Source organism: Pseudomonas sp. FFPRI_1 (genome assembly GCF_055384485.1).
Map to the genome: position 1 here is coordinate 1,482,471 of NZ_AP029168.1, position 16,031 is coordinate 1,498,501.

Annotated in this window: 14 protein-coding genes; 9 read left to right on the forward strand and 5 right to left on the reverse strand. The window is 62.4% G+C overall.

The window, feature by feature from the left end:
- Positions 1-160 precede the first annotated feature (160 nt).
- Positions 161-442, forward strand: coding sequence for an HU family DNA-binding protein (locus ACZ5BO_RS06660; RefSeq protein ID WP_003440137.1), 282 nt, complete (start codon positions 161-163; stop codon positions 440-442).
- Positions 443-537: 95 nt separating this feature from the next.
- On the opposite strand, the gene rlmF is transcribed toward ACZ5BO_RS06660, so the two are convergent.
- The 5 genes from rlmF to ACZ5BO_RS06685 form a co-directional block, all read right to left on the reverse strand.
- Positions 538-1,563 (reverse strand): 23S rRNA (adenine(1618)-N(6))-methyltransferase RlmF, encoded by a 1,026-nt coding sequence (rlmF, locus tag ACZ5BO_RS06665; protein ID WP_464701196.1) that lies wholly within the window; start codon positions 1,561-1,563, stop codon positions 538-540.
- Positions 1,564-1,736: 173 nt separating this feature from the next.
- Positions 1,737-4,583 carry a valine--tRNA ligase gene (locus tag ACZ5BO_RS06670; protein WP_464698860.1) on the reverse strand — a complete coding sequence of 949 codons (2,847 nt, stop codon included), beginning with the start codon at positions 4,581-4,583 and terminating at the stop codon, positions 1,737-1,739.
- A 119-nt stretch (positions 4,584-4,702) separates the two neighbouring features.
- Positions 4,703-5,158, reverse strand: coding sequence for a hypothetical protein (locus ACZ5BO_RS06675; RefSeq protein ID WP_025127529.1), 456 nt, complete (start codon positions 5,156-5,158; stop codon positions 4,703-4,705).
- Between the two features lie 7 nt (positions 5,159-5,165).
- On the reverse strand, positions 5,166-5,594 hold the full coding sequence (locus ACZ5BO_RS06680; RefSeq protein WP_025127530.1) for a DNA polymerase III subunit chi: 429 nt from the start codon (positions 5,592-5,594) through the stop codon (positions 5,166-5,168).
- Between the two features lie 60 nt (positions 5,595-5,654).
- Positions 5,655-7,145, reverse strand: a complete 1,491-nt coding sequence (locus tag ACZ5BO_RS06685; protein WP_464698863.1) for a leucyl aminopeptidase — start codon at positions 7,143-7,145, stop codon at positions 5,655-5,657.
- Between the two features lie 306 nt (positions 7,146-7,451).
- Here ACZ5BO_RS06685 and lptF point away from each other — a divergent pair, with 306 nt between their 5' ends.
- The 8 genes from lptF (at position 7,452) to pdxJ (ending at position 15,930) form a co-directional block, all read left to right on the forward strand.
- On the forward strand, positions 7,452-8,570 hold the full coding sequence (lptF, locus tag ACZ5BO_RS06690) for an LPS export ABC transporter permease LptF (protein WP_025127532.1): 1,119 nt from the start codon (positions 7,452-7,454) through the stop codon (positions 8,568-8,570).
- Complete coding sequence (lptG, locus tag ACZ5BO_RS06695; RefSeq protein WP_025127533.1) at positions 8,563-9,624, forward strand: LPS export ABC transporter permease LptG; 1,062 nt, start codon at positions 8,563-8,565, stop codon at positions 9,622-9,624. Before lptF ends, lptG begins: the two co-directional genes overlap by 8 nt.
- A gap of 168 nt (positions 9,625-9,792) precedes the next feature.
- Positions 9,793-11,592, forward strand: coding sequence for a translation elongation factor 4 (gene lepA, locus ACZ5BO_RS06700; protein WP_025127534.1), 1,800 nt, complete (start codon positions 9,793-9,795; stop codon positions 11,590-11,592).
- Positions 11,593-11,597: 5 nt separating this feature from the next.
- Positions 11,598-12,452 (forward strand): signal peptidase I, encoded by an 855-nt coding sequence (gene lepB / locus ACZ5BO_RS06705; protein WP_025127535.1) that lies wholly within the window; start codon positions 11,598-11,600, stop codon positions 12,450-12,452.
- A gap of 216 nt (positions 12,453-12,668) precedes the next feature.
- On the forward strand, positions 12,669-13,358 hold the full coding sequence (gene rnc / locus ACZ5BO_RS06710) for a ribonuclease III (RefSeq protein ID WP_464698866.1): 690 nt from the start codon (positions 12,669-12,671) through the stop codon (positions 13,356-13,358).
- On the forward strand, positions 13,351-14,253 hold the full coding sequence (gene era / locus ACZ5BO_RS06715) for a GTPase Era (protein WP_019094760.1): 903 nt from the start codon (positions 13,351-13,353) through the stop codon (positions 14,251-14,253). Before rnc ends, era begins: the two co-directional genes overlap by 8 nt.
- Before the next feature lie 118 nt (positions 14,254-14,371).
- On the forward strand, positions 14,372-15,061 hold the full coding sequence (gene recO / locus ACZ5BO_RS06720; protein WP_025127537.1) for a DNA repair protein RecO: 690 nt from the start codon (positions 14,372-14,374) through the stop codon (positions 15,059-15,061).
- Positions 15,062-15,186: 125 nt separating this feature from the next.
- On the forward strand, positions 15,187-15,930 hold the full coding sequence (gene pdxJ, locus ACZ5BO_RS06725) for a pyridoxine 5'-phosphate synthase (protein WP_025127538.1): 744 nt from the start codon (positions 15,187-15,189) through the stop codon (positions 15,928-15,930).
- Positions 15,931-16,031 lie beyond the last annotated feature (101 nt).

Here is a 16,031-nt window from a genome sequence, read left to right on the forward strand (position 1 = left end):
TGCATTCAGCATTTGTCGGGTCGAACCAAACTCTGATTTCGGTATCTATAACCCCGATCCGTCGTGGTTGTAACCGGGGTGCCAGGTCCACAAGATCTGGCTCGATGGCTGACACTGCACTCTGCAATCCAAATGAATTTGATAGGGAAGGAACACCACAATGGCTATTACTAAAGACCAACTGATCGCTGATATCGCTGAAGCTATCGACGCGCCGAAAACCACCGCGCGTAACGCCCTGGACCAGCTGGCTCAGATCGTTGCTGATCAATTGGAAAATGGCGGCGAAATCACTCTGCCAGGTATCGGCAAACTGAAAGTGACCGAGCGTCCTGCCCGTACTGGCCGTAACCCATCGACTGGCGCTGCCATCGAAATCGCTGCCAAGAAAGTTATCAAGCTGGTTGTGGCTAAAGGCCTGACCGACGCTGTTAACAAGTAATACTTGCAGTGAAACCGTGCTCAGAAGCTTTCCGGGCACGGTTTGAGTAACACCGGTTCACGCAAGGTGAATCGCCGCACAATCCCCCCGCGTTCCTAATTCTTCCTGACCCAACGCTCCTGGCTCCAGGCTTGTTGCTGTGCCTTGTCCTTGAAGGTCCAGGCGACGAAGCGGCTCTGCTTCTGCCCTTGGGACATTTCCACCACCTGGCTTTCCAGGGCTCCGGCCTTTTTCAGTGCGCTTTCGATCGCCGGCAGGTTAGCGGCCTTCGACACCAGGGTGCTGAACCACAGTACCTGCTGGCCGACGCTGGCGCTTTCACTGATCAACTGGCTGACAAAGCGGATCTCGCCGCCTTCGCACCAGAGCTCCCGGGCCTGCCCGCCGAAGTTCAGCACCGGCAATTTGCGCTTGGGATCGGCCTTGCCCAGGGCCCGCCATTTGCGCTGGCTGCCGCGGGTGGCTTCGTCCAGAGAGGAATGGAAGGGCGGGTTGCACATCGTCAGGTCGAAACGCTCGGTGCTGTCCAGCAGGCCGCCGAGGATCTGCTTGGGGTTGCCCTGCTGGCGCAGGCCGATGGCCTTGTTCAAGCCGTTGGCCTGGACAATGGCCTTGGCAGCGGCCAGGGCCGTGCTGTCGATGTCCGAACCGAGGAACTGCCAGCGGTAGTCGCTGTAGCCGATCAGTGGATAGATGCAGTTGGCGCCGACCCCGACATCCAGCACCCGCACGGCCGCGCCACGAGGGATTTCCCCCTGGTTGTGGCTGGCCAGCAGGTCGGCCAGAAAGTGCACATAGTCGGCGCGACCGGGCACCGGTGGGCAGAGGAAGTCCGCCGGGATGTCCCAGTGGGCAATGCCGTAGAACGCCTTGAGCAAAGCGCGGTTGAACACCCGCACCGCGGCCGGATCGGCGAAGTCGATGCTTTCCTTGCCATAGGGGTTGAGGATCACGAACTGCCCCAGTTCCGGGGTGCTCTTGATCAACTGCGGGAAGTCGTAGCGCCCCTGATGGCGATTGCGCGGGTGCAGGCTGGCTTTCTCCCGAGGTGCGGCGGCCTTGGCGGCGGTGGCGGGCTTGGGCTTCTTGCGCGGCGGCTTGGGTGTGCTGGGGGCGGTCATGGGGATCGATTCGGGGTGGTTCAAAGTGGAGGGCATTGTCCCACAGGAGCGGCGGTAAGTTTCAAGCAACGAGCGACAAGTGATGCAAGCGTGCCTCCTCGCTGCATAAGACAAGGTGCATAAAAAAGGGAGGCCTATGCGGGCCTCCCTTTTTCACACTGCGCGAATCGCCGTTACAGGCTGGAAATTCGTGCGTGCTGCTCCGCCAGCTTGCCCAGGGCCTGTTCGGCCTCGGCCAGCTTGGCGCGTTCCTTCTCGATCACTTCGGCTGGGGCCTTGTCGACGAAGGAGGCGTTGGACAGCTTGCCGCCCACGCGTTGCACTTCGCCTTGCAGGCGCTGGATTTCCTTGTCCAGGCGTGCCAGTTCGGCGCCCTTGTCGATCAGCCCGGCCATCGGTACCAGCACTTCCATCTCGCCCACCAGGGCGGTGGCGGACAGCGGCGCTTCGTCGCCGGCACCCAGCACGGTGATGGATTCGAGGCGGGCCAGCTTCTTCAGCAGGGCTTCGTTCTCGGTCAGGCGGCGCTGGTCTTCGGCACTGGCGTTTTTCAGGAACAGGGCCAGGGGCTTGCCCGGGCCGATGTTCATTTCCGCGCGGATGTTGCGGGTGCCGAGCATCAGGCCCTTGAGCCATTCGATGTCGTCTTCGGCGGCCTGGTCGATGCGTGCTTCATTGGCCACCGGCCAAGGCTGCAGCATGATGGTCTTGCCCGTGCTGCCTGCCAGCGGTGCCAGGCGCTGCCAGATTTCCTCGGTGATGAACGGCATGAACGGATGGGCCAGGCGCAGCGCCACTTCCAGCACGCGCACCAGGGTGCGACGGGTGCCGCGCTGGCGTTCAACCGGCGAGTTCTCGTCCCACAGCACCGGCTTGGACAGCTCCAGGTACCAGTCGCAGTACTGGTTCCAGATGAACTCGTACAGGGCCTGGGCGGCCAGGTCGAAGCGGAACTGGTCGAGCTGACGGGTGACTTCGGCTTCGGTGCGCTGCAGCTGCGAGATGATCCAGCGATCCGCCAGGGACAGCTCGTAGGCCTCGCCGTTCTGGCCGCAGTCCTCGCCCTTGTCCAGCACGTAGCGCGCGGCGTTCCAGATCTTGTTGCAGAAGTTGCGGTAGCCTTCTACGCGGCCCATGTCGAACTTGATGTCGCGACCGGTGGTGGCCAGGGAGCAGAAGGTGAAGCGCAGGGCGTCGGTGCCGTAGCTGGCGATGCCGTCGGCGAACTCGGTACGGGTCTGCTTCTCGATGGCTTTCTGCAGTTTTGGCTGCATCAGGCCGGTGGTGCGCTTTTGCACCAGGGTTTCGAGGTCGATGCCGTCGATGATGTCCAGCGGGTCGAGGACGTTGCCCTTGGACTTGGACATCTTCTGGCCCTGGCCGTCGCGGACCAGGCCGTGCACGTACACGGTCTTGAACGGAACTTGCGGCGTGCCGTCTTCGTTCTTCACCAGGTGCATGGTGAGCATGATCATCCGGGCGACCCAGAAGAAAATGATGTCGAAACCGGTCACCAGCACATCAGTCGGGTGGAAGGTCTTGAGGAAGTCGGTCTGCTCCGGCCAGCCCAGGGTGGAGAAAGTCCACAGGCCCGAGCTGAACCAGGTGTCGAGCACGTCGTTGTCCTGCTGCAGGGCAACGTCCGGGCCGAGGTTGTGCTTGGCCCGTACTTCAGCTTCGTCACGGCCGACATAGACCTTGCCCGACTCGTCGTACCAGGCCGGAATCCGGTGACCCCACCACAGCTGGCGGCTGATGCACCAGTCCTGGATGTCACGCATCCAGGAGAAGTACATGTTCTCGTACTGCTTGGGCACGAAGGCGATGCGGCCGTCTTCCACGGCGGCGATGGCAGGTTCTGCCAGGGGCTTGGTGGAAACGTACCACTGGTCGGTCAGCCACGGTTCGATGACAGTGCCGGAACGGTCGCCCTTGGGCACTTTCAGCGCGTGGTCGTCGACACTCACCAGCAGGCCGGCGGCGTCGAACGCGGCGACGATCTGCTTGCGTGCTTCGAAGCGGTCCAGGCCGGCGTACTCGGCCGGGATCTTGCCATCGACAGTTTCGTTCAGGCTGCCGTCCAGGTTGAACACCTGGCAGGCCGGCAACACGGCGGCGTTCTTGTCGAAGATGTTGAGCAGCGGCAGGTTGTGACGCTTGCCGACTTCGTAGTCGTTGAAGTCGTGGGCCGGGGTGATCTTCACGCAGCCGGTGCCGAACTCGGGGTCGCAGTAATCATCGGCGATGATCGGGATGCGACGGCCCACCAGGGGCAGTTCGACGAACTTGCCGATCAGCGCCTTGTAGCGCTCGTCTTCGGGGTTCACGGCCACGGCGGAGTCGCCGAGCATGGTTTCCGGACGGGTGGTGGCGACGATCAGGTAGTCGTTGCCTTCAGCGGTCTTGGCGCCGTCGGCCAGTGGGTATTTGAGGTTCCACAGGAAGCCCTTCTCGTCGTGGTTCTCCACTTCGAGGTCGGAAATCGCCGTGTGCAGCTTGGTGTCCCAGTTCACCAGGCGCTTGCCGCGGTAGATCAGGCCGTCTTCGTGCAGGCGTACGAAGGCTTCCTTCACCGCTTCCGAGAGGCCGTCGTCCATGGTGAAGCGCTCGCGGCTCCAGTCCACGGAAGAGCCCAGGCGGCGGATCTGGCGGCTGATGTTGCCACCGGACTGATCCTTCCACTCCCAGACCTTTTCAAGGAATTTTTCCCGGCCCAGATCGTGACGATTCTGGCCCTGGGCTTCGATCTGGCGCTCCACCAGCATCTGCGTGGCGATACCGGCGTGGTCGGTGCCTGGCTGCCACAGGGTGTTGCGGCCCTGCATGCGACGGAAACGGATCAGGGCGTCCATGATCGCGTTGTTGAAGCCGTGGCCCATGTGCAGGCTGCCGGTGACGTTCGGCGGCGGGATCATGATGGTGTAGGAATCGCCCGCGCCTTGCGGGGCGAAGTAGTTCTCGGACTCCCAGGTCTGGTACCAGGAAGTTTCAATGGCGTGCGGCTGGTAGGTCTTATCCATGCGCGGCGGGACCCTATTGGCATTTATTCAGGAAAAGCCGGGAAGTATAGCGGAGGGGGGCAGCTGCAAGCCACCAGCGGCAAGCGACAAGATGGCCATGCCCGGCTTTTGCGTGTGGCTTATGGTTTGCCGCTGGTCGCTGCTGCGAGCAGGCGTTCCAGGCGAGCGTCGAGGCGGCGCTTGATTTCGGTTTCGATGTGCGGGGCGAAATCGTCGATCACGTCTTGCATGATCAGTTGTGCGGCGGCGCGCAGTTCGCTGTCCAGGTGCAGCAGAGCGTCGGCGCTGTTGCTGGCAGGGGCGGGTTTGGCTGCAGGAGCAGGAGCTGGTGCCGCCACTTGAACGGGAGTCGGCGTCGGTGCCGCTTGCGGTGTGGCTTGCGCTGCGGGGGCGGCTGCGGTTTCGGCAGGTTGCTGGCTGCCCACCATGTCGAACAGCAGGGGAATTTGCACTTCGCTGCTCACGGTTTCGGTGAGCAGCGGCGGTTGCAGGTTGTCATCGCCGAGCAGTTGGCGGATCGACTCGAGGTCGTCCAGCAGGTGCGCGGGCTTTTGCAGCGGGTTGGGAGTGTCCATCGGGTGCTCAGAGTCGCTGTAAACGGTGATCTTGCAGAGAATAGCCCTGTTCGCGATAGAAGCGGAAACTCTCGCGGGCAGCCTGACGAATAGTCGGGTCTTCCACCACCACCTCGGCAATCCGGGCGAAACGCTGGGCAAAGGCGGGGACGTTCAAGTCCAGGTTCACCAGCAGGTCGGTATGGTCGCCGCAGTCCTGGCCAAGGCCGAGCACGATCAGGCCTTCGGGCTCGCTTTCCGCCGGGCCGTGGGGGACGAAGGTTTCACCCTTGAACCGCCACAGGCGGGCATCCAGTTCTTCCCGTTGCGCTGCATCACTGCAATGCAGGTAGATCCGGTGGCCCATGCGCCAGGCCTTGTCGGTGAGCTTGCAGGCAAAGTCCAGGCGCGCAGCAGGGTCCGCGCTGGGAAGTATATAGAAGTCGACTTTGGTCATGGGGGTTCCTGAGCCTTGGAGGGCGCCGCCTGCTGGCGGCGCCCTCCGCGGTCATGGTTTTCAGGCGTTGGCGCGGTCCAGCAGGTACTGGGTCAGCAGGGGCACGGGGCGGCCAGTGGCGCCCTTGTCCTTGCCGCCGCTGGTCCAGGCAGTGCCGGCGATATCCAGGTGCGCCCAATTCAGGTTTTTGGTGAAGCGCGACAGGAAGCAGGCTGCGGTGATGGTCCCGGCCTTGGGGCCACCGATGTTGGCGATGTCGGCGAACGGGCTGTCCAGCTGTTCCTGGTATTCATCGAACAGCGGCAGTTGCCAGGCGCGGTCGTCGGCTTGCTGGCCGGCGCTGAGCAGTTGCCCAATCAACTCGTCGTTGTTGCCCAGCAGGCCCGAGGTGTGAGCACCCAGGGCGACTACGCAGGCACCGGTCAGGGTGGCGATGTCGATCACCGCCTGGGGCTTGAAGCGCTCGGCGTAGGTCAGGGCATCGCACAGCACCAGGCGGCCTTCGGCGTCGGTGTTGAGGATTTCCACGGTCTGGCCGCTCATGGTGGTGACGATGTCGCCCGGGCGGGATGCACCGCCGCTGGGCATGTTCTCGGCACAGGCAAGAATGCACACCAGATTGATCGGCAGCTGCAGCTCGAGCACCGCACGCAGGGTGCCGAACACGCTGGCGGCGCCGCCCATGTCGTACTTCATCTCGTCCATGCCGGCGCCCGGTTTCAGGCTGATGCCGCCGGTGTCGAAGGTGATGCCCTTGCCCACCAGGGCGAACGGCTTCTCGGATTTCTTGCCGCCGTTGTATTGCATGACGATCAGGCGTGGCGGCTGGTCGCTGCCCTGGCCCACGGCATAGAACGAGCCCATGCCCAGTTCCTTGATCTTCTTCTCGTCGAGCACTTCGACTTTCAGCCCCTTGAACTGTTTGCCCAGGGCCTTGGCCTGTTCGCCGAGGTAGGTCGGGTGGCAGACGTTCGGCGGCTGGTTGCCCAGGTCGCGGGTGAAGGCCATGCCATTGGCGATGGCCTGGGCGTGGGTCACGGCGCGCTCGACTTCAGCCTGGGCGGCCTTGATGGTCAGCAGGGTGATTTTCTTCAGGGCGCGGGGTTCGGCTTTCTGGCTCTTGTAGTGGTCGAAGACATAGCCGCCGTCCACCAGGGTTTCGGCCAGCAGGCGGGTCTTGCCGTAGCTGTCGCGGCCCTTGACCACGACTTCGTCCAGAGCCAGCGCGGCGTCGCTGCCGCCCAGGCCCTTGAGGGTGGCGAGCACGCCACTGATGATCTTGCGGAACGGACGGTCGCCCAGTTCGCCATCCTTGCCGGTGCCCACCAGCAGCACGCGCTCCGCCTTGAGCTTGGCCAGGCCGTGCAGCAGCAGGCTCTGGCCGACCTTGCCGGTCAGGTCGCCGCGCTTGAGTACGGCGCTGATGGCACCGCCGCTGAGTTCGTCGAGCTGCTTGGCGACGTTGCCGAGCTTGCGGCCTTCGCCGACGGCGACCACCAGGGTGGCGGTCTTCAACGTTTCCGGGCTAACGCTTTTTACAACCAGTTCCATGTCCGGTTCCCTGAATAAATGGTCAAAGAGCGCAGGAAGGTATCCTGCGCCGAGCTTATCTATATAGAAGAAGACGCCGCATGCTGCCGACGACAAAGCCGCCAGTTTGAACCTCGCCGGTTGCGGCTGACAACCCTCGCATCATCCAAGTTCGCCGCTTTAGAGCGTCGGGTGAGCGTCCTCCGTGACAGGCGCACGCAATCACAGGATAATGCGCCATCTTTTTTCGGCGGCCCTGCATCTGGGGCCGGCTCGATACGTTTGCTTGTTCGGCCGCCTTAGCCTGACAACCCTGGAGTGTCTGGTTTGATCGTCTTTCGTTATCTGTCCCGCGAAGTCCTGTTGACCCTGAGTGCCGTGAGTGCGGTGCTGCTGGTCATCATCATGAGCGGGCGCCTCGTCAAGTTTCTCGCCCAAGCCGCCTCGGGAGCCCTGGATCCGGGCTCGCTGTTCCTGGTCATGGGTTTTCGTTTGCCAGGCTTCTTGCAGCTGATCCTGCCTTTGGGGCTGTTCCTCGGCATCTTGCTGGCTTATGGCCGGCTCTATCTCGAAAGCGAGATGACCGTGCTGTCGGCTACTGGCATGAGCCAGCAGCGCCTGCTGGGCCTGACCATGATCCCGGCCACCCTGGTAGCCCTGCTGGTGGCCTGGTTGAGCCTGAGCCTGGCGCCCCAGGGGGCCAACCAGTTCCAGTTGCTGCTGAACAAGCAGGATGCCCTGACCGAGTTCGACACCCTGGTGGCGGGCCGCTTCCAAGCGCTGAACGACGGCACTCGGGTGACCTATACCGAGCAGCTGTCTGATGATCGGGCCAACCTTTCCGGGGTGTTCATCTCCGAGAAGCGCCTGAACCAAGAGAAGAAGGACCAGGGCATTTCGGTGCTGGTGGCCGAGAAGGGCCATCAGGACATTCGCCCCGACGGCAATCGCTACCTGATCCTGGAGAACGGCTATCGCTATGACGGCAATCCGGGCGAGGCCAACTACCGGGTGATCAAATACGATACCTACGGCGTATTGCTGGAGCGGCCGGACATCAGTGACGAAGTCACCGACCGTGACGCCATGCCCACCGCCGACCTGATCGGCAAGGATGACCTGCGGGCCCGTGCCGAGCTGCAATGGCGCCTGTCCCTGCCGCTGCTGGTGTTCATCGTGACCCTGATGGCGGTGCCGCTGTCCCGGGTCAACCCGCGCCAGGGCCGCTTCCTCAAGCTGATTCCGGCGATCCTTCTTTATATGGCTTACCTGACCATCCTGATTGCCGTGCGCGGTGCGCTGGAGAAAGGCAAGATTTCGCCCACTCTGGGTCTGTGGTGGGTTCACGCGCTGTTCCTGGTGATCGGCCTGGGACTGATGTACTGGGAACCCTTGCGTTTGAAATTGGCGAGTCGTCGCAGCATGAAGGAGATGGCTCGTGGTTAAGCTTGATCGCTACATCGGTAGCAGTGTGTTCATGGCCATTCTTGCGGTCCTGGGGATCATCCTCGGGTTGGCCTCGCTGTTTGCCTTTATCGATGAAATGGGCAACGTCAGCGACACCTATACCGTGATCGATGTCCTCAGCTACGTGGTTCTCACCGCGCCGCGTCGGGTCTATGAAATGCTGCCGATGGCCGGCCTGATTGGCTGCTTGATCGGCCTCGGGACCTTGGCCAGCAACAGCGAGCTGACCATCATGCGTGCCGCCGGTGTCTCGGTCGGCCGTATCGTCTGGTCGGTGATGAAGCCGATGCTGGTGCTGATGCTGGTGGGCGTGCTGGTGGGCGAATACGTGGCTCCGGCCACCGAGACCCAAGCCCAGGCCAGTCGTGCCTTGGCCCAGGGTTCTGGCGATGCGCAGAGCTCCAAGCATGGTCTGTGGCACCGCCAGGGTGATGAGTTCATCCACATCAACGCGGTGCAGCCCAACGGCCTGCTGTATGGCGTGACCCGTTACCACTTCGATGGCCAGCGCCACATGCTGTCGTCGAGCTTCTCCCGCCAGGCGCGCTTCCACGAGAACTATTGGCAGCTGACCGACGTCACCACCACCTACTTCCGTGACGGTCATACCGAAGTCATCAAGGTGCCTGAAGAGCGCTGGGACGTGGCATTGAGCCCGCAATTGCTGAGCACCGTAGTCATGGCGCCAGAGTCGCTGTCCATCAGTGGCCTGTGGGGCTACATCCACTACCTGGCCGATCAGGGCCTGAACAACGGCCGCTACTGGCTGGCATTCTGGGTCAAGGTTCTGCAGCCGCTGGTCACTGCGGCGCTGGTGTTGATGGCGATTTCCTTCATTTTCGGTCCGCTGCGTTCGGTGACCCTCGGTCAGCGGGTGTTTACCGGCGTACTGGTGGGCTTCACCTTCCGCATTGCCCAGGACCTGCTGGGCCCTTCGAGCCTGGTGTTCGGCTTCTCGCCGCTGTTCGCGGTGCTGGTGCCGGCGGGAATCTGTGCGATTGCCGGCTTCTGGATGCTGCGTCGAGCCGGCTGATCCTGGGGCTTTGCCAGGGTTTCACGGCAGCGCCCCGGTCGACAGACCGGGGCGTTTTTGCATTTGACAAACGCTGACAGGCGAGCGTGACGCTTGTGCCGAGTATCAGGTACAATTCCCGGCTATTTTTCGGCGGGCCCTGCCTGCAGCCTTTTTGAGTGTTCATCCGTGAGTGATTTGAGTCATATCCGCAATTTCTCCATCATCGCCCACATTGACCATGGCAAGTCGACTCTGGCCGATCGCTTCATCCAGATGTGCGGCGGCCTGGCCGAGCGCGAAATGGAAGCCCAGGTCCTGGACTCCATGGACCTTGAGCGTGAGCGCGGGATCACCATCAAGGCCCACAGCGTCACCCTCTACTACAAGGCCAAAGACGGCATCAGCTACCAGCTGAACTTCATCGATACCCCGGGCCACGTGGACTTCACCTATGAAGTCAGCCGTTCCCTGGCGGCCTGTGAAGGCGCCTTGCTGGTGGTCGATGCCGGCCAGGGCGTTGAAGCCCAGTCGGTTGCCAACTGCTACACCGCCATCGAGCAGGGCCTGGAAGTGATGCCGGTGCTGAACAAGATCGACCTGCCCCAGGCCGATCCGGAGCGGGTCAAGGAAGAGATCGAGAAGATCATCGGCATCGATGCCACCGACGCCGTGACCTGCAGCGCCAAGACCGGCCTGGGCGTGGACGAGGTGCTCGAGCGCCTGGTGACCACCATTCCAGCCCCGACCGGCAACATCGAAGATCCGCTGCAGGCACTGATCATCGACTCCTGGTTCGACAACTACCTGGGCGTTGTGTCCCTGGTGCGTGTACGCCACGGCCGGGTGAAGAAGGGCGACAAGATCCTGGTCAAATCCACCGGCAAGGTCCACCTGGTGGACAGCGTCGGCGTCTTCAACCCGAAACACACCGCCACCGCCGACCTCAAGGCCGGTGAAGTGGGCTTCATCATCGCCGGCATCAAGGACATTCACGGGGCACCGGTAGGTGACACCCTGACCCTGAGCTCGACCCCGGACGTGGAAGTGCTGCCCGGCTTCAAGCGCATCCAGCCGCAGGTCTACGCCGGCCTGTTCCCGGTCAGCTCCGACGACTTCGAGGATTTCCGCGAAGCCCTGCAGAAGCTCACCCTGAACGACTCGTCCCTGCAGTACACCCCGGAAAGTTCCGACGCCCTGGGCTTCGGCTTCCGTTGCGGGTTCCTCGGCATGCTGCACATGGAAATCATCCAGGAGCGCCTGGAGCGCGAGTACGACCTGGACCTGATCACCACTGCGCCGACGGTAATCTTCGAGCTGCTGCTGAAGAACGGTGAAACGATCTACGTCGACAACCCGTCCAAGCTTCCGGATCTGTCGGCCATCGAAGACATGCGCGAGCCGATCGTGCGGGCCAATATTCTTGTGCCGCAAGAGCACCTGGGCAACGTCATAACCCTGTGCATCGAGAAACGCGGTGTGCAGCACGACATGCTGTTCCTCGGCAGCCAGGTCCAGGTGACCTACGATCTGCCGATGAACGAAGTGGTGCTGGACTTCTTCGATCGCCTGAAATCCACCAGTCGTGGCTATGCTTCACTGGATTACCACTTCGATCGCTACCAGTCGGCTAATCTGGTCAAGCTCGATGTACTGATCAACAGTGAGAAGGTCGACGCCCTGGCGTTGATCGTGCACCGCGACAACGCCCACTACAAAGGGCGTGCGTTGACCGAGAAGATGAAAGAACTGATTCCTCGGCAGATGTTTGACGTGGCAATCCAGGCCGCCATCGGCGGGCAGATTGTGGCGCGGACAACCGTCAAGGCCCTCAGAAAGAACGTGCTGGCCAAATGCTACGGTGGCGACGTTAGCCGTAAGCGCAAGCTGTTGGAAAAGCAGAAGGCCGGTAAGAAACGCATGAAGCAAGTGGGCAACGTGGAAATTCCACAAGAAGCCTTCCTTGCCGTGCTCAGGTTGGATAGTTAGGTCCTATGTCACTAAATTTCCCGCTGTTGCTGGTCATCGCTGTCTTTGTCTGCGGTCTCTTGGCGTTGCTCGACCTGGTGTTTCTGGCACCGCGTCGGCGCACGGCCATTGCCAACTATCAGGGCAGCGTCAGCCAGCCGGACGGGCTGGTGGTCGAAAAGCTCGGCAAGGAACCGCTGCTGGTTGAATACGGCAAGTCGTTCTTTCCGGTGCTGTTCATCGTCCTGGTGCTGCGTTCGTTCCTGGTGGAACCGTTCCAGATTCCCTCGGGCTCGATGAAACCGACCCTGGATGTGGGCGACTTCATCCTGGTGAACAAGTTTTCTTACGGGATCCGCCTGCCGGTGATCGACAAGAAAGTCATCGAGGTGGGTGATCCGCAGCGCGGCGATGTGATGGTGTTCCGCTACCCAAGCGACCCGAACGTCAACTACATCAAGCGTGTAGTGGGCCTGCCGGGGGATGAAGTGCGCTACACCAGCGACAAGCACCTGTTCGTCAACGGTCAGCCGGTGGCAGAGCAGTTGGTCGGGGCCGAACCCGGCACCCTGGGCAGCGCGGAGCTGTACAAGGAAAAACTCGGCGAGGCCGAGCACCTGATCCGCAAGGAAATGAGCCGCTACCGCGCGACTCCGGACGGCCGTTGGGTGGTGCCTGCCGGGCACTACTTCATGATGGGCGACAACCGCGACAACTCCAACGACAGTCGCTACTGGGACGATCCGAGTATTCCCAAGGACCTGCTGGGCATGGTTCCCGACAAGAATATCGTCGGCAAGGCCTTCGCAGTCTGGATGAGCTGGCCCGAACCGAAACTCAGCCACCTGCCGAATTTCTCGCGGGTTGGTCTGATCAAGTAATCACACACGGCGCTGTTGAACACAGCGCCGAATGCTTTTCTGGCTCTTGTATAAAACGGACCTGCCTTGGCGCAGCCCGTAACAGCCTTATCGCCAGAAGCATGCAGTCAACGATATTCAGGATGTGGATTTGAACACAGCGTTAATTGCCACCCGCTCCCCGTGCGCGGCCCCTAGGATGGCGAGTTTCGGCGACGAAACCAGCGTGGGTAAACCGTGAGCGTTTCTTTGAGCCGTCTCGAGCGTCAGCTCGGTTATACCTTCAAGGACCAGGAACTGATGCTCCTGGCTCTCACTCACCGCAGCTTTGCCGGGCGCAACAACGAGCGCCTGGAGTTTCTCGGTGATGCCATTCTCAATTTTGTTGCCGGCGAGGCGCTATTCGAGCGCTTTCCCCAGGCTCGCGAAGGCCAGTTGTCGCGTTTGCGCGCGCGCCTGGTGAAAGGTGAAACACTGGCGGTACTGGCCCGTGGTTTCGACCTGGGCGAATACCTGCGCTTGGGTTCCGGTGAGTTGAAGAGCGGCGGTTTTCGTCGTGAATCGATCCTCGCCGATGCCCTGGAAGCCCTGATTGGTGCGATCTACCTGGACGCCGGCATGGAAACTGCCCGTGACCGTGTCCTGTCCTGGCTGACCTCGGAGTTCGAGAGCCTGACCCTGGTGGACACCAACAAGGACCCCAAGACCCGGCTGCAGGAGTTCCTCCAGTCCCGCGCCTGTGAACTGCCACGCTATGAAGTGGTGGATATCCAGGGCGAACCGCACTGCCGGACATTCTTCGTTGAATGTGAAGTCACCTTATTGAATGAAAAAAGCCGAGGTCAGGGTGTGAGCCGTCGTATTGCCGAACAGGTAGCGGCCGCCGCAGCACTGATTGCCCTGGGCGTGGAGAATGGCCATGACTGATTCAACTGCAACACGCTGTGGCTATGTCGCCATCGTCGGCCGCCCCAACGTGGGCAAGTCGACGCTGCTCAACCACATCCTCGGCCAGAAGCTGGCGATCACCTCGCGCAAGCCGCAGACCACGCGCCACAACATGCTCGGGATCAAGACCGAAGGCGCCATCCAGGCGATCTACGTCGACACCCCGGGCATGCACAAGAGCAACGAGAAGGCGCTGAACCGCTACATGAACAAGACCGCTTCGGCGGCCTTGAAAGACGTCGACGTGGTGATCTTCGTGGTCGATCGCACCAAGTGGACCGACGAAGACCAGCTGGTGCTGGAGCGCGTGCAGTACGTGCAGGGCCCGGTGATCCTGGCGATCAACAAGACCGACCGCATCGAGGACAAGGCCGAGCTGATGCCGCACCTGACCTGGTTGCAGGAGCAGTTGCCCAACGCCGAGATCGTCCCGGTGTCGGCCCAGCAGGGGCATAACCTGGAAGCCCTGGAAGGCCTGATCGCCAAGCACCTGCCGGAGAACGATCACTTCTTCCCGGAAGACCAGATCACCGACCGCAGCAGCCGCTTCCTCGCCGCAGAGCTGGTGCGCGAGAAGATCATGCGCCAACTGGGTGCCGAGCTGCCTTACCAGATCACCGTGGAAATCGAAGAGTTCAAGCAGCAGGGCAAGACCCTGCACATCCATGCGTTGATCCTCGTCGAGCGTGACGGCCAGAAGAAAATCATCATTGGCGACAAGGGTGAGCGGATCAAGCGTATCGGCATGGAGGCGCGCAAGGACATGGAGCTGCTGTTCGACTCCAAGGTCATGCTCAACCTCTGGGTCAAGGTCAAGGGCGGCTGGTCCGACGACGAGCGCGCCCTGCGCTCCCTGGGCTACGGCGACCTCTGAGACCTTTCGCCGGCCAGCCGGCTCCTACAGCATCCCGTAGGAGCCGGCTGGCCGGCGAACCGCTTCACCTCCTTCTCCGGACCCGGTTCCCTCTCTTGCCCTGAGATCCCCCGCAACCATGTCCAGCAACGCCCCAGTCGGCCAACTCGCCTACGTCCTGCACAGCCGCGCCTACCGCGAAAGCAGCGCCCTGGTGGACTTCCTCACCCCTCAAGGCCGCCTGCGTGCCGTGCTGCGCAGTGCCCGGGGCAAGGCCGGGACCTTGGCGCGGCCCTTCGTGCCCCTGGAAGTCGAGTTTCGCGGGCGCGGGGAGCTGAAGAACGTCGGGCGCATGGAGAGCGCAGGGATCGCTTCCTGGCTCAATGGCGAGGCGCTGTTCAGCGGCCTCTACCTGAACGAACTGCTGATTCGCCTGCTGCCGGCGGAAGACCCGCACCCGGCGGTGTTCGAGCATTACGCTGCCACTTTGCTGGCCCTGGCTGAAGGCCGTCCCCTGGAGCCTTTGCTGCGGGCTTTTGAGTGGCGGCTGCTGGACGACCTGGGCTACGGCTTTGCCCTGGACAGCGACATCCATGGCGCGCCCATCGCCGCCGACGGCCTGTACCGGTTGCAGGTGGATGCCGGGCTGGAGCAGGTGTTCCTGTTGCAGCCGGGGCTGTTCAACGGCACCGAGCTGCTGGCCATGGCCGAAGCCGACTGGAGCGCGCCTGGTGCGCTGTCGGCGGCCAAGCGCTTGATGCGTCAGGCCCTGGCCGTGCACCTGGGCGGTCGCCCCCTGGTGAGCCGCGAGCTGTTTCGCAAGCCCTGAGGTGCGCAGCTAACGCCACCCTCCCGCCGCCTGCCGGGCTGATGCCGGGTGCGCTGAGTTCTCGTACAAAATCTGCGCTGCCCGTATGCTGTGCGCCGAATCTTCATTTTTTCAGGAGCGCTTCCGTGACCACCAGCAATCGCATTCTTCTTGGCGTGAACATCGACCACGTTGCCACCCTGCGCCAGGCCCGGGGCACCCGTTACCCTGATCCGGTCAAGGCAGCGCTGGACGCCGAAGAGGCGGGCGCCGACGGCATCACCGTGCACCTGCGCGAAGATCGCCGGCATATCCAGGAGCGCGACGTACTGGTGCTCAAGGACGTGCTGCAGACCCGGATGAACTTCGAGATGGGGGTCACCGAGGAAATGATGGCCTTTGCCGAACGCATCCGCCCGGCGCACATCTGCCTGGTGCCGGAAACCCGGCAGGAGCTGACCACCGAAGGTGGCCTCGACGTCGCCGGACAAGAGGCACGGATCAAGGCCGCGGTGGAGCGGTTGTCGAAAATCGGTTCCGAGGTGTCCCTGTTCATCGACGCCGACGAGCGCCAGATCGAAGCCTCGAAACGGGTCGGTGCACCGGCCATCGAACTGCACACCGGGCGTTACGCCGATGCCCAGACCCCGAGCGAAGTGGCGGACGAACTGCAGCGCATCGTCGACGGTGTGGCGGTGGGCCTGGCCCAGGGCCTGATCGTCAATGCCGGCCACGGCCTGCATTACCACAACGTCGAGGCGGTGGCGGCGATCAACGGCATCAATGAGTTGAACATCGGCCACGCCCTGGTGGCCCATGCATTGTTCGTCGGTTTCAAGGGCGCAGTAGCCGAGATGAAGGCGCTGATCCTGGCCGCTGCCAAGGCCTGAGGCAAGGCTACTCGGCAGTCGCCGCAGGCAGATGGCGACAGATTGCTGCAGGCGCTGGAGCCTGCAGCGGTTCGAGCCGCCGCTGTTCCGGCGGCGGCAGC

Bases quoted from the DNA above. Each gene is read 5' to 3' on its own strand.
- ACZ5BO_RS06660 (WP_003440137.1), top strand. From the start codon at position 161: ATGGCTATTACTAAAGACCAACTGATCGCTGATATCGCTGAAGCTATC.
- ACZ5BO_RS06670 (WP_464698860.1), bottom strand. From the start codon at position 4,583: ATGGATAAGACCTACCAGCCGCACGCCATTGAAACTTCCTGGTACCAG.
- era (WP_019094760.1), top strand. From the start codon at position 13,351: ATGACTGATTCAACTGCAACACGCTGTGGCTATGTCGCCATCGTCGGC.
- ACZ5BO_RS06675 (WP_025127529.1), bottom strand. From the start codon at position 5,158: ATGGACACTCCCAACCCGCTGCAAAAGCCCGCGCACCTGCTGGACGAC.
- lepB (WP_025127535.1), top strand. From the start codon at position 11,598: ATGTCACTAAATTTCCCGCTGTTGCTGGTCATCGCTGTCTTTGTCTGC.
- ACZ5BO_RS06685 (WP_464698863.1), bottom strand. From the start codon at position 7,145: ATGGAACTGGTTGTAAAAAGCGTTAGCCCGGAAACGTTGAAGACCGCC.
- ACZ5BO_RS06680 (WP_025127530.1), bottom strand. From the start codon at position 5,594: ATGACCAAAGTCGACTTCTATATACTTCCCAGCGCGGACCCTGCTGCG.
- recO (WP_025127537.1), top strand. From the start codon at position 14,372: ATGTCCAGCAACGCCCCAGTCGGCCAACTCGCCTACGTCCTGCACAGC.
- rlmF (WP_464701196.1), bottom strand. From the start codon at position 1,563: ATGACCGCCCCCAGCACACCCAAGCCGCCGCGCAAGAAGCCCAAGCCC.